Raw genomic sequence first — 12,004 nt, 5'->3', positions numbered from 1 at the left:
AGGGCATACGGGCATATGGAAAGGAGCATGGAAAGGAGCAAAGACGGATCGCGACGCCGCGCCGCGATCCCGGTGTGATTTATTCTTTACCCAACACGAAGCCAGACATGTTGCTGGCGGCCGGCATGACGGCCTTTTCGCGGCGCGCCAGATAGCGGTAGCTGCCGGCGCCCAGCGCCACGCCGATAAACCAACTGAAATTGGCGACCTCATGCCAGGCCGGCACAAAGCTTATCACCAGCCCGATAGCCACCGAGGGCAGCAGCGCCAGCACCGCGTTCGGGTTGATGCCGTTGCGATACCAGTAGCGCCCGCTGGGGGTGTCGTTGAACAGCGCATCTACGTCGATCTTGCCGCCTTTGATCAGGTAGAAATCCGCCAGCAGGATGCCGAACAGCGGGCCGATAAACGCGCCCAGCACGTCGAGCGTGTAGTGAATCAGTTCCGGCGAGTTGAACAGGTTCCAGGGAGTCAGCAGCACCGAGCCGACCGCGGCGATCATCCCGCCGGTACGGAAACTGATGCGCTGCGGCGCGCAGTTGGAGAAGTCGAACGCCGGAGAAACGAAGTTGGCGACAATGTTGATGCCGATGGTAGCGACAATCATGGTCAGCAGGCCTAACGCCACCGCCACGCTGTTGCCGACGCGGCTGACGGTTTCGATCGGGTCGGTGATCATCTGGCCGAACAGCGACTGGGTGCCGGAGACGATCACTACCGTCACGATGGAGAACAGCAGGAAGTTGAACGGCAAACCCCAGCGGTTGCCGCGACGGATTTCCTGCATGCTTTTACCGTAACGGGAGAAATCGCCGAAGTTGAGCAACGGACCGGAGAAGTAAGACACCACCAGCGCCGTGGCGGTGATCATCTGCCAGACCTGCTCGCCGCTGCTGAGGGATTTGCTGCCCAGCGTGAAGGAGATATTCTCCAGCCCGGTTTTGTATACAATCCATCCGGCCAGCGCCAGCATCACTATGTAGACCGCCGGGCCGGCGATATCAATAAAGCGCTTGATGGCGCTCATGCCGTGCCAGAACACCATCGCCTGCAGCAGCCACATCACGCCGAAGCACAGCCAGCCCAGCGCCGACAGACCGAGCCAGTGGCTGGTGGTCAGCGGCGTGAGCGACGGCACGAATTTCAACAGCACCAGCATCAGCGCGTTGGCGGCCAGATAAGTCTGGATGCCGTACCAGGCGAAAGCGATCAGCCCGCGGATCACCGCCGGAATGTTGGCGCCGAACACGCCGAAGGACTGACGGCAAATCACCGCATAGGGTACGCCGCTGAGCTGGCTGGGTTTGGCCACCAGATTGGCGCACAGTTGCACGATGCAGATACCCGCCAGCAGGCACAGCAGCACCTGCCAGCTGGCCAGGCCCAGCGTAAAGAAGCTGGCCGCCACCACGTAGCCGCCCATGCTGTGTACATCCGACATCCAGAATGAAAAGATGTTGTACCAGGACCAGCTTTGTACACGCGTCGGGGCCAAATCTTCATTGCACAGTCTCGGGCTGTAATGCGCCGGGGTGTTTCCGGCGGACGTCATGTTTTCTGGCATGGAATCTGCTCCTTTTGGTGACGATAAAAATAAAGGTGAAAAAATCAGGCAGTGGGGTGTTGCAGGATTTGGGCCAGATCAGTGAATTTTGTATACAATAAATTTATTTTGTGTGTACGATTTGGCGATGAACGTGATGACGGAAGAAACCGATGAGCGATATTTACGGTCTTGGAAATGAGACATTTTTCGAGCAAAAAGATGAAGTTATCTATCAGGCACTGTTAAACGCGATCGTCGAGCATCAATTGTTGCCCGGCGCTCGCCTGCCGGAGGAGGCGCTGGCGGAGGTGTTCGGCGTCAGCCGTACCGGGATCCGCAAAGTGCTGCAGCGTTTGGCGACGGTGCAAATGATCACACTGTTGCCCAAACGTGGTGCACAGGTGGCGACGCCGACGGTAGAAGAAGCGCGTGAGATCTTTCAGACCCGTAGCCTGATGGAGTGCGCCAACCTGCCCGCGGTGATTGCGCACTGCCAGCCGCCGCATCTGGCGGCGCTGGAGAAACTGATGGCGGCGGAAGAGAAGGCGCATCAGGATCGCAACGGGCCGGAGGCGATCCGCCTGTCGGCGGCGTTTCACATCCAGTTACAGGCGATTTCCGGCAACAGCGTGCTGACCAGCATGGTGTCGCAACTGACGTTGCGATCGTCGCTGGTGATCGCCGCCTACGGCGCGCCCTGGCAGCAGGGATGCCGCTGTCACGATCATCACGATCTGCTGGCGTTGTTGCGTAACCGGGATCTGGCGGCGCTGACCAGCGCCATGCAGCAACATTTCGACGATATCGTCGCCAGCCTGCGTTTTGACGGCGACGGCGCGACCACGCCGGATTTCTCGCGGTTGTTCAGCCATCTGAAGCCGTTCGGTCGTAATAAAGAGGAGCAAGCCGAATGAGCCAATGCGTAATTCAGGTGATCAACCCCAACACCAGCCTGGCGATGACCGAAACCATCGGCGAGGCGGCGCGGCGAGTGGCTGCTCCCGGCACCGACATTCTGGCGGTATGCCCGTCGCAGGGCGTGCCGTCGATAGAAGGACATTTTGACGAAGCGGTGGCGACGCTCGGGGTGCTGGAGCAGATTCGGCTGGGCCGCGAGCAGGGCGTCAGCGGCCATGTCATCGCCTGTTTTGGCGACCCCGGCCTGCTGGCGGCGCGGGAACTGGCGTGCGCGCCGGTGGTGGGCATCGCCGAAGCGGCGATGCACCTGGCGACGCTGGTGGCGACGCGCTTTTCCATCGTCACCACGCTGCCGCGCACGCTGATCATCGCCCGTCATCTGTTGCAGCGTTACGGTTTCGAGCATCACTGCGCCGCGCTGCACGCCATCGACCTGCCGGTACTGGCGCTGGAAGACGGCCAGGGGCTGGCGCAGCACAAGGTGCGGGAAATGTGTATACAAGCTAAGCGACAGGATGGATCCGGCGCCATTGTGCTTGGCTGCGGCGGTATGGCCGATCTGGCGCAGGCGCTGACGCAGGAACTGGGGATCCCGGTTATCGACGGCGTGGGCGCGGCGGTGAAAATGGTGGAGTCGTTGATCGGGCTGGGGCTGACCACCAGTAAACACGGCGATCTTGACTATCCGCTGGACAAGCCGTTGACCGGCGCCTTCGGGGCTTTGCGTTAATCGGCGGCGTATGACGTTGCGGTCACCACAATAAGGAAAGAAACCATGATACTCTCTCAGCAATGGGGCTCTGACCCTGACTACCCGCGCGACCTGATCGGCTATGCCGGTAAACCGCCGCACGCCCGCTGGCCCGGACAGGCGCGCATCGCGGTGCAGTTTGTGCTCAATTACGAAGAAGGGGCGGAAAACCATGTGCTGCACGGCGACGCCGGTTCCGAGCAGTTCCTGTCCGATATCATCGGCGCGGCCAGCTACCCGGCGCGGCACATGTCGATGGATTCGCTCTATGAGTACGGTTCCCGCGCCGGTTTCTGGCGTATTCATCAGGAATTTCAGCGCCGCGGCCTGCCGCTGACGGTGTTCGGCGTAGCGATGGCGCTGGCGCGCAATCCGGCGGTGGTCGAGGCCATCAGGGCGGCGGACTATGACGTGGTCAGCCACGGCTGGCGCTGGATTCACTACCAGAATATGGATATCGACGCCGAGCGCGCGCATTTGCAACAGGCGATCGCGGTGCACACGGAATTGTTCGGCCGGCCGCCGCTGGGCTGGTACACCGGGCGCGACAGCCCCCACACCCGGCAACTGGTGCTGGAGCAGGGCGGTTTCCTGTACGACAGCGACTACTACGGCGACGACCTGCCATTCTGGCTGCCGGTGCGGCGAGCGGACGGCGGGGTGCAGCCGCATCTGATCGTTCCCTATACGCTGGACGCCAACGACATGCGCTTCGCCTCACCACAGGGTTTCAACAGCGGCGAGCAGTTTTTCAGCTATCTGAAGGACAGCTTTGACGTGTTGTATGCCGAAGGGGATGAGGCGCCGAAGATGATGTCTATCGGCATGCACTGCCGCCTGCTGGGGCGGCCGGGACGTTTCCGGGCGTTGCAGCGCTTCCTCGATTACATCCAGCAGCACGAGCGGGTGTGGGTTTGCCGCCGTCAGGATATCGCCGAACACTGGTATCGGGCACATCCGTATCAGGGGTGATGAGGCGCCACCGGCCTGATACGGCAATCTGCCGGCCTGATAAGCCGTATCGGGTTACGCCATCAGGCTGACGTGGGCGGCGACAATACGCCAGCCCTGCGCGGTACGCAGCCAGGTTTGCATCTGGCGGCCGATTTTCTCACTGCCTTCACGACGAAATTCGGTGCTGGCGACCGCCATATCGCGGCCGTAGCTCGTGATCACCGTGTTTTGCAACCGGCGATCCAGCCCGGCCGACGGGCGAGCGGCGCGAAACTCGCGGATCTGTTCGATGCCGTACAGGTTTTCCGACGCGCCGTAGCGTACGGTGCGTTCATCGTGCCAGAACAGCTCGTCCAGTACCTCGATGTCGTTGCCGGTGAGCGCCTTTTCATAACGATAAAACGCGGCGGTGATCTCGGCCAGAACGTCAGGCAGATTGATCTCGGGTGTCATACGGAAGCTCCTTGTGAATGAAGAGATACGGGCGGTAAAACCCGGGCAATGCCTTGTTGTTCCAGACGCCAGGCGGCGCGCAGCGCGACATCTTCCCGCCACGGCGCGGCGATCAACTGTACGCCGATCGGCAGCCCGCCGGCGGTTGCCAGCGGTACCGTCACCACCGGCAGGCCGACGAACGAAATCGGCTGGGTCAGCATTCCCATGCTGGCGCGGATCGGCAAATCGGTGTGATTGATGCGCATGGTTTCCTGACCAATGAGCGTTGCCGGGCATGGCGTGGCCGGCGCGATCAGCAGATCGGTATCGGCGAACAGCGCCAGCATGTCGCGGCGGAAATGATCGCGGAAACGCTGCGCCTGCACATACCAGGCCGCGGGGATCATCGCCCCGGCCAGCAGTCGTTCGCGGGAGAGCGGTTCAAACAGATCCGGCGTGGCGCGCAGGGCGGGCAGATACTGGTTGCCGCCTTCGCTGGCGGAGAGAATAAACGCCGCCGTACGCGCCAGCGCGGCATTATCCAGCGCCACGTCATCAGCGGCGTTTAACGCATTCGCCACCTGTCGTACCGCGGCGGCGGCCTGTTCATCGCACCATTGCGCGAAGTAACCGCCCAGCACCCGGCTGCGCAGCGGCGTCTCGTCCGTCAGCGACGGTACGGTCGAGCGCAGCGGTTGAATCGCCTGAAATCGATCCGCCGGATCGAACCCTTGCAGCTCGTCATACACCAGCGCCAGATCTTCAGCGCTGCGCGTCAGCGGGCCGATATGATCGAGGCTGCCGACAAACGGCTGGGTGCCGTGACGCGACAGCCGGCCGAAGGTGGGCTTCAGCCCGAAGATCCCGCAGAGCGAAGCGGGAACGCGGATCGACCCGTTGGTGTCGCTGCCGAGCGAGAAATTCACCAGTCCAGCCGCCACCGCCGCCGCCGATCCACCGGAAGATCCGCCGGCGATACGCGTCAGATCGTGTGGATTGCGGGTGGCGCCGTAGTGACTGTTTTCGGTGGTAAAACCGTAGGCGTAAGCATCCATATTCAGCAGCCCGGACAGCAGCGCGCCGCAGGACTGTAACTGACGCACCGCAAACGCGTCCTGCGTTGCCGGCGCGCGCTGGCTGAATAGTCTGGCGCCGGCCAGCGTGGTTTCGCCGGCGACGTCAAACAGGTTCTTCACCGCGTAGGGGACCGCCGCCAGCGCGGGCAGCGCCTTCCCCTGATGACGCTTGCTGTCGATGTCGGCGGCTTCCGCCAGCATACGTTGCGCGGTGACGCCGGTATAAGCGTTGACCGCCGGATTGCGCCGTTCGATGTGCGCCAGCGTGTCGCGGGCGATGTCGGTGGCGGAAAGGTGACCGCCCGTCAATTCGGCCCGTAGCGCGCGGATAGACAGTTGAGCTGGGTTCATGGCCGGTACACTCCCGCCACTTCCTGGCGCTCGTCCAGCGGGAACGCCATCAGCGGCTGCGCCATCGCGGCGATGCGTGTGAATTGCACCTGCAGTTCCTGGCGACGGGCATCATCCAGCTCCAGTTGCAGCAGGGTTTCCATCTGTTGCAGGTACGCGGCCAGCGCGTCCTGATCGATATCCTTTTTTTCCATGAGCAAAGACCTTATCAGGGGGTGAGATTAGCCAGGTAGCGAGATTAAAATCCGGCGGCGCTGCCGTTGCTGCGCGGGTCGCTGGCACCTTCCAGCATGCCGTTGGCATGACGGACGATGGCGCCGGCATGGCCGACGGTTTCGCTAAATCCGGTGAGCAGTTCCACGTCGTGGCCCAGCGTGCGCAGCGCCTCGACGGTGGCCGGGGTGAAGCGGTCTTCCAGTTTCAGCGTGTCGGAAGATTGGCCCCAGGTGCGGCCCAGCAACCAGCGCGGCGCGGTAATCGCCTGTTGCAGCGGCACGCCCTGCATCACGTGGCGGATGAACAACGCCGCCTGCGTCTGCGGCTGGCCATCGCCGCCCATCGAGCCGTAGACCATGGTGCGTCCGTCAGACAGTCGCGCCGCCGCCGGATTAAGGGTGTGAAACGGCTGCTTGCCCGGTTCCAGCGCCAGCAGGTGATCCGGATCCAGACTGAAGGAAGCGCCGCGGTTTTGCCACAGCACGCCGGTGCCCGGCAACACCATGCCGCTGCCGAATTCGTGATAGATGCTCTGGATAAACGACACCGACAGGCCGTGGCGATCGCATACGCCCAGCCAGACGGTGTCGCCCGGACCCTTGCCTTGTCCCCAGGGCGCGGCGGAGCGGGTGTCGACGTGCTTGCTCAACGTATCCAGATGGCTGGCGGATAGCAGCGCCTGAATATCCTGCGTAATCCGTTTCGGGTCGGTGATGTATTTGTCGCGCAGCCTGAAAGCCAGCTTGGTGGCTTCCACCACGCGGTGTATGGTCTGGCTGTCGCTGAGGTCTGCCATCCCCAGTCGGTCGGTGATGCCCAGAATCGCCAGCGACACCAGCCCCTGCGTCGGCGGCGCCAGATTGAACACCTCGCCTTTGCTGTGTTTCAGCACCAGCGGCGTGGCGCGTCGGGCACGGTAGTTCGCCAGATCGTCAGCGGTGACCGGCATACCCAGCTCCGCCATTTGTGCCGTCATGCGCGCCGCCAGCGCGCCGCGGTAAAAGCTGTCCAGCCCGTCCTGCGCCAGTTGCTGCAGCGTGTCGGCCAGATCCGGCTGGGTAAAACGACTGCCGGTGCGCGGGATGGCGCCCTGCGGCATGAACACGCGGCAGAATTCGGCGAAATCGCTCAGTTCGTGATGACGGCTGATCAGCGCGTCTTCCTGCGACTGGGTGACCGGAATGCCGTTGCGGGCATAGCCGATGGCGTCTTCCAGCAGGCTGGCGAGCGGCAACGGGCGGCTAATATCCAGCTCGGCGGCATACGTCAGCGCTTCCTGCCAGCCGCCCACGGTGCCGGCTACGGTCAGCGCCGCCGTTGGGCCGCGGTGTGGAATGCGGCTGGCGCCGGCGTACCGATCGCGGGTCGCCAGCGAACCGGCCGCGCCGCTGGCGTCGATGGCAATCGGGTTGCCCTGCGGCGGCACAATCAGCCAGAAACCATCGCCGCCCAGACTGTTCATATGCGGGTAAACCACCGCAATCGCGGCCGCGGCGGCGACCATCGCTTCGATAGCGTTGCCCCCGGCGCGCAGAATACGTTGCGCGCTGGCGCTGGCAAGATGATGCGGCGTGACCGCCATGCCCGACGGGGCGATATTGCTTTGCATCATGAGGGATAAGGCTCTTGTTGGACTGTAGGGTGGTCGATGCTAAGCAAAAGCCGTTCCACCTTTTCTGCTTGCTGCCGACCGACGGTTGTATGCTATGTTCAGCATAGCGCCGAAAGGATGAAACAAAAGTTACAGGATTCAAAAAAATGGCAGAGACAGGCATGAAACAGATTGATGAACGGCTGCGCAGTCAGTACAGCGAATTGTCGCCGCAGGAACAGCGGGTGGCGGAGTTTATCTTCGATCATCTGGATGACCTGATCAGCTATAACAGCGCCGAACTGGCGCGGCTGAGCGGCGTGTCCAAAGCCACGGTCAGCCGCCTGTTCCGCCGCCTCGGTTACCCCAGCTACCGGGAGATGCGCGATGAGCTGCGCACCCTGCGCCAGAGCGGTATGCCGCTGACCGATAACCGGGACGCGGTGCAGGGCAACACGCTGCTGGCGCGCCATTACAAACAGGAAATGGCTAACCTGACGCAGTGGGTCAACCAGATCGATCCGCAGCAGTTCGGCGCGCTGATCGCCGCGTTGCAGCAGGCGCGGCGCGTCTGTGTTCTCGGACTGCGCAACAGCTACCCGGTGGCGCTGCACCTGCGCCAACAATTGCTGCAAATCCGCCCGCAGGTGCCGCTGCTGGCGCAACCCGGCCAGACACTGGCGGAAGAGCTGGCGGATCTGGATGAACGGGATGTGGTGGCGGTGGTGGCGTTCCGCCGCCGTCCGCGCCTGATCCTGCCGCTGTTGCAGCAATTGCGCGCCCGGCAGATTCCGGTGTTGTTGCTGTGCGAACCGCAGGCGCATACGCTACCGCCGCTGGCTTCCTGGGCGTTGACCGCGCCGCTGGACAGCGTATCGGCCTTTGACAGCTACGCCAGCGCCATGAGTCTGGTTAACCTGATCAGCAACGCGCTGCTGCATCAGATGCTGGCGGAGGGCCGTCAGCGCATCCACGATATTGCCGACCTTTACCTGCAACTCGACGAACTGGAACAGCGATAAACGCGCGCCTCGCTGGTGCGATTGTTCTTTTTTGGTGCAACTCTTTCCCGTTTTTATGCCCTGTCATTGTGCGTTGCGGACGGCGGGTCCGGACGCATTCGCTCACTGAACGATAGCGTTGCTTGCGCTGCTCAGCCTGTCTCTGCCTTTGCTATTAGTGGTGATGTCGCGATGTGATATCTGGCATGCATCTTGCTTTTCTTTCTGCAACGAAGGTTTCAATATTTTTATTGAAGAATCTTTGGTTTCAAACTAACTTAACCGGGGGCACAGCAATGAAGATCGGAAAACGTTTTTTGGCGGTAGTTGGCGCAGCGCTGTTGATGGTTCAGGCCGGACAGGCGATGGCGGATCAGTTGCAGGATATCCAGAAACGCAGCGTGCTGCGTGTCGCCGTGCCGCAGGATTTCCCGCCGTTCGGCTCGGTCGGCACCGATCTGCAGCCGCAAGGCTATGACATCGACATGGCGCGCTATCTGGCCAGTGAGATGAAACTAAAGTTGCAGCTGGTGCCGGTAACCAGCGCCAACCGCGTGCCCTATCTGCAAACCGACAAGGTGGATCTGGTGATTTCCAGCCTGGGTAAAAACGCCGAACGTGAAAAAGTGATCGATTTCAGCCGCGCCTATGCGCCGTTCTTCCTCGGCGTATTTGGTCCGAAAGACACCGCTGTCGGCGCGCCCGAGGCGTTGCAGGGCAAAACCGTCGGCGTGACCCGCGGCGCGGTGGAAGACATGGTGCTGACCGAAATCGCGCCCAAGGCCGCCGACATCAAGCGCTACGAAGACAACAACACGACGCTGTCTGCCTACCTGTCCGGTCAGGTGCAATATATCGCCACCGGCAACCTGGTGGTGGCGGCGATTGCCGAGAAGAACCCGGCCAACGCGCCGGTGGCGAAATTCATGCTGAAAGACTCGCCCTGTTACATCGGCCTGAAGAAGGACGAGCCGGCGCTGAAGGCGAAAATCAACGAACTGATTGAAAAAGCCGTCAAGGACAACACGCTCAACGGCCTGTCCGAGAAATGGCTGAAAGCGCCGCTGCCGGCCAATCTGGGCGCGTAAGGATAAGCCATGACCTACCAGCTTCATTTCGCGGCGCTATGGCCTTACTGGCCGGAGTTATTGGCCGGCCTGTGGGTCACCGTGCAACTGACGACGATGGCGACGATCGGCGGGATCGCCATCGGCATCTGCGGCGCGGCATTGCGCAGCGGTAAGCCGACCGTGGTCAGCCGCCTGTGGGGCCTGTACGTCGAGGCGATCCGCAATACGCCGTTTGTGGTGCAACTGTTTTTCATCGTGTTCGGTCTGCCGGGGCTGGGGCTCAAACTCACCGCCGGGCAGGCCGCCCTGCTGGCGATGCTGGTCAATCTGGGGGCTTACAGCACGGAGATTATCCGCGCCGGCATCCAGGTGACGCCGAAAGGCCAGTGGGAAGCCGCGCGGGTGCTGGGGCTGTCGCGCGCCCAGACATTTACACGGGTGATTCTGCCGCCCGCGCTGCAACGGATTTATCCGGCGCTGGTTAGCCAGTGCATCATCGTGATGCTCGGTTCGTCCGTGGTGTCGCAGGTGTCGTACGAAGAGCTGACCTTCGCCGCCAATTTAATTCAGTCCCGGACCTTCCTCAGTTTCGAGGTGTATCTGGTGACCACGCTCTGCTATCTGGCGCTGTCGATGCTGATGCGTCAGCTGCTGTTGCTGGCCGGGCGACGCTTTTTGGGGACGCCGCGCTGATGATGACGTTTACTGACTGGGATATTGTGCGCAACCTGCTGCTGGCCGGGCGCTGGACGGTACTGCTGTCGCTGGCGGCGTTTTTCGGCGGCGTGCTGGTCACGCTGCCGTTGCTGCTGCTGCGCCTGACCAAACGTCCGTGGCCGCTGCGTCTGACCCGGCTGTACGCCGATGTGTTTCAGGGCACGCCGCTGCTGATGCAGCTGTTTCTGGCGTTTTTCGGGCTGGGATTGTTCGGCATCGACGTCAGCCCGTGGACCGCCGCTGCGCTGGCGCTGACGCTGTTTACCAGCGCGTTTCTGCTGGATATCTGGCACGGCAGCGTGCAGGCGCTGCCGAAAGGACAGTGGGAAGCCTGCCGCTGTCTGGGGATGAGCTTCACGCAGACGCTGACCCGGGTGATCGCCCCTCAGGCGATGCGTATCGCCATCGCGCCGACGGTCGGCTTTTCGGTGCAGGTGATCAAGGGCACCGCGCTGGCGTCGATCATCGGTTTCGTCGAACTGACCAAGGCCGGCACCATGCTCAATAACGTTACCTTCCAGCCGTTCAAGGTGTTCGGGCTGGTGGCGCTGGGCTATTTCCTGCTGTGTTACCCGCTGTCGTACTACAGCCGTTATCTGGAGAAGAAATTCAATGCCGCTCATCACCATTAATCAGGTCCATAAATATTACGGCCAGAACCACGTGCTGAAAGGGGTGGATCTGGATATCGACGTGGGCGAGGTGATCTCCATCATCGGCCGTAGCGGCTCCGGCAAAAGCACCCTGCTGCGGTGCATCAACGGGCTGGAGGGCTATCAGGACGGCAGCATCAAGCTCGGCGGCATGACCATTACCGACCGCGACTCGCAGGCGCGGGAAATTAGCCGTTCGGTCGGCATGATTTTTCAGAACTTCAACCTGTTCCCGCACATGACCGCGCTGGAAAACGTGATGCTGGCGCCCAAACTGGTGCTGGGTAAAAGCGCCGCCGAGTGCCGTGAACTGGGCGTGAAGATGCTGGAGAAAGTCGGGCTGGGCGAGCGCATCGATTACTACCCGTCCAGCCTGTCCGGCGGCCAACAACAACGCGTGGCGATCGCCCGCGCGCTGGCGATGAACCCGAAGGTGCTGCTGTGCGACGAGATCACCTCCGCGCTGGACCCGGAACTGGTCGGCGAAGTGCTGAAAGTGCTGGAACAGCTGGCGGCCGAAGGCATGACGCTGATTCTGGTCACCCACGAAATGAATTTTGCCCGTGAGGTCGGCGATCGGGTGGTGTTCATGCATCAGGGCAAGGTGTGGGAACAAGGCAAAGGCGATGAACTGTTCGCCAACCCGCAGACCGCTGAACTGAAACAGTTTATCGCCTCGGTGCGGCTGTAACGCCGTGAGCCGTATGAGCGATTACGATTTTAAT

13 protein-coding genes are annotated in these 12,004 nt (G+C 61.9%); 8 read left to right on the top strand and 5 right to left on the bottom strand.

Going from position 1 to position 12,004, the window contains the following annotated elements; all coding sequences use genetic code 11:
- Positions 1–79 precede the first annotated feature (79 nt).
- On the bottom strand, positions 80–1,564 hold the full coding sequence (locus DXXMK7_RS16545; RefSeq protein ID WP_038920027.1) for an NCS1 family nucleobase:cation symporter-1: 1,485 nt from the start codon (positions 1,562–1,564) through the stop codon (positions 80–82).
- 152 nt (positions 1,565–1,716) lie between these two features.
- Here DXXMK7_RS16545 and DXXMK7_RS16540 point away from each other — a divergent pair, with 152 nt between their 5' ends.
- From DXXMK7_RS16540 to puuE, 3 genes are read left to right on the top strand one after another with little or no spacing between them, the layout of a single operon-like run.
- On the top strand, positions 1,717–2,460 hold the full coding sequence (locus tag DXXMK7_RS16540) for a GntR family transcriptional regulator (RefSeq protein WP_038920026.1): 744 nt from the start codon (positions 1,717–1,719) through the stop codon (positions 2,458–2,460).
- Positions 2,457–3,194 (top strand): allantoin racemase, encoded by a 738-nt coding sequence (gene hpxA, locus DXXMK7_RS16535; protein ID WP_038920025.1) that lies wholly within the window; start codon positions 2,457–2,459, stop codon positions 3,192–3,194. Before DXXMK7_RS16540 ends, hpxA begins: the two co-directional genes overlap by 4 nt.
- A 45-nt stretch (positions 3,195–3,239) precedes the next feature.
- Entirely contained in the window at positions 3,240–4,187 is a 948-nt protein-coding gene (puuE, locus tag DXXMK7_RS16530; RefSeq protein WP_038920024.1) for an allantoinase PuuE, read from the top strand.
- 54 nt (positions 4,188–4,241) lie between these two features.
- Here puuE and hpxZ read toward each other — a convergent pair whose 3' ends face one another.
- Genes hpxZ through DXXMK7_RS16510 form a run of 4 tightly spaced genes read right to left on the bottom strand, consistent with a single transcriptional unit; the run spans position 4,242 to position 7,859 of the window.
- On the bottom strand, positions 4,242–4,622 hold the full coding sequence (gene hpxZ, locus DXXMK7_RS16525; protein ID WP_038920023.1) for an oxalurate catabolism protein HpxZ: 381 nt from the start codon (positions 4,620–4,622) through the stop codon (positions 4,242–4,244).
- Positions 4,619–6,031 carry an AtzE family amidohydrolase gene (locus DXXMK7_RS16520; protein ID WP_038920022.1) on the bottom strand — a complete coding sequence of 471 codons (1,413 nt, stop codon included), beginning with the start codon at positions 6,029–6,031 and terminating at the stop codon, positions 4,619–4,621. Before DXXMK7_RS16520 ends, hpxZ begins: the two co-directional genes overlap by 4 nt.
- Positions 6,028–6,225 (bottom strand): oxalurate catabolism protein HpxX, encoded by a 198-nt coding sequence (gene hpxX / locus DXXMK7_RS16515; protein ID WP_038666285.1) that lies wholly within the window; start codon positions 6,223–6,225, stop codon positions 6,028–6,030. The genes DXXMK7_RS16520 and hpxX overlap by 4 nt, the downstream gene beginning before the upstream one ends.
- 44 nt (positions 6,226–6,269) lie before the next feature.
- Entirely contained in the window at positions 6,270–7,859 is a 1,590-nt protein-coding gene (locus tag DXXMK7_RS16510) for a gamma-glutamyltransferase family protein (protein ID WP_038920020.1), read from the bottom strand.
- 161 nt (positions 7,860–8,020) lie between these two features.
- Between DXXMK7_RS16510 and DXXMK7_RS16505 the strand changes: the two genes are divergently transcribed.
- From DXXMK7_RS16505 to DXXMK7_RS16485, 5 genes are all read left to right on the top strand, one after another.
- Positions 8,021–8,860 (top strand): MurR/RpiR family transcriptional regulator, encoded by an 840-nt coding sequence (locus tag DXXMK7_RS16505; protein ID WP_038920019.1) that lies wholly within the window; start codon positions 8,021–8,023, stop codon positions 8,858–8,860.
- Between the two features lie 275 nt (positions 8,861–9,135).
- Positions 9,136–9,927, top strand: a complete 792-nt coding sequence (locus DXXMK7_RS16500; protein ID WP_084682751.1) for a transporter substrate-binding domain-containing protein — start codon at positions 9,136–9,138, stop codon at positions 9,925–9,927.
- Between the two features lie 9 nt (positions 9,928–9,936).
- Entirely contained in the window at positions 9,937–10,602 is a 666-nt protein-coding gene (locus DXXMK7_RS16495; RefSeq protein WP_038666293.1) for an amino acid ABC transporter permease, read from the top strand.
- Positions 10,602–11,258: an amino acid ABC transporter permease gene (locus DXXMK7_RS16490; protein ID WP_038920018.1), complete on the top strand. Its 657-nt coding sequence runs from the start codon at positions 10,602–10,604 to the stop codon at positions 11,256–11,258. Before DXXMK7_RS16495 ends, DXXMK7_RS16490 begins: the two co-directional genes overlap by 1 nt.
- Positions 11,239–11,970 carry an amino acid ABC transporter ATP-binding protein gene (locus DXXMK7_RS16485; RefSeq protein WP_033570587.1) on the top strand — a complete coding sequence of 244 codons (732 nt, stop codon included), beginning with the start codon at positions 11,239–11,241 and terminating at the stop codon, positions 11,968–11,970. Before DXXMK7_RS16490 ends, DXXMK7_RS16485 begins: the two co-directional genes overlap by 20 nt.
- Positions 11,971–12,004: the final 34 nt, after the last annotated feature.

Source organism: Dickeya sp. MK7 (genome assembly GCF_000406305.1).
GTDB lineage: Bacteria > Pseudomonadota > Gammaproteobacteria > Enterobacterales > Enterobacteriaceae > Dickeya > Dickeya fangzhongdai.
The sequence above is the reverse complement of the archived record's forward strand: the minus strand, read 5'-3'. Positions and strand labels throughout refer to the sequence as shown.